This window comes from Klebsiella sp. HMSC09D12 (assembly GCF_001808475.1).
GTDB lineage: Bacteria > Pseudomonadota > Gammaproteobacteria > Enterobacterales > Enterobacteriaceae > Klebsiella > Klebsiella oxytoca.
The window spans coordinates 1-851 of sequence record NZ_KV793435.1; the positions used below are offsets into that span (position 1 = coordinate 1).

Below are 851 nucleotides of genomic sequence, written 5' to 3' on the forward strand. Positions count from 1 at the left end.
AGTGGTGGTAAAGACTGACATCGGCATTATTACTGTCACTGTGGAACATCACTCCGGCTGGTTTACCGCGAGCTTCCCACGCCATTTCCAGCGCTTTGATGGTCAGCTTGCTGTCCGGCGAGAATGACATTGCCCAGCCCACCGGTTTCCTTGCGAACAGATCGAGAACAACAGCGAGGTAAGCCCAACGTTTACCTGTCCAGATATACGTCACATCGCCGCACCACACTTGGTTAGGTTCTGTCACTGCGAACTGTCGCTCAAGGTGATTCGGGATAACAATGTGTTCATGACCACCACGTTTATACCGGTGGGTAGGCTGCTGACAACTCACCAGCCCCAGTTCTTTCATGAGCCTGCCGGCAAGCCAGCGTCCCATTTTGAAGCCTCTCAGGGTTGCCATAATCGCGATACTTCTTGCGCCAGCAGAGCCATGGCTGATGTTATGCAGTTCCAGAACCTGACTGCGTAACACAGCTCGCCTGCCGTCTGGCTTTTCGGGGCTTTTTCCCCAGTATTTGTAGCTGCTGCGATGAACCCCGAACACGTGGCAAAGTGTGACCACAGGATACTGCGCTCTGAGTTTCCCAATTAACGAGAACTGTTCAGGGAGTCTGACATCAAGAGCGCGGTAGCCTTTTTTAATATGTCGTTTTCCATTTCAATGCGTTGTAGCTTTTTCTTCAGCTCACGTATTTCAATCTATTCCGGGGTTATAGGGGAGGCTTTAGGTATTTTGCCCTGTCGTTCATCCCGCAACTGCTTTACCCATCGCGTCATGGTAGAAAGACCCACATCCATAGCACTGGCCGCAGCTTGATGTAGCCCCCTGAAACACCAGACAGTAGCTG

The 851-nt window shown here is 51.6% G+C and carries 1 pseudogene; it reads right to left on the reverse strand.

Going from position 1 to position 851, the window contains the following annotated elements:
* A pseudogene (locus HMPREF3178_RS29695) lies at nucleotides 1-851 on the reverse strand (IS3 family transposase); the annotation flags it as partial.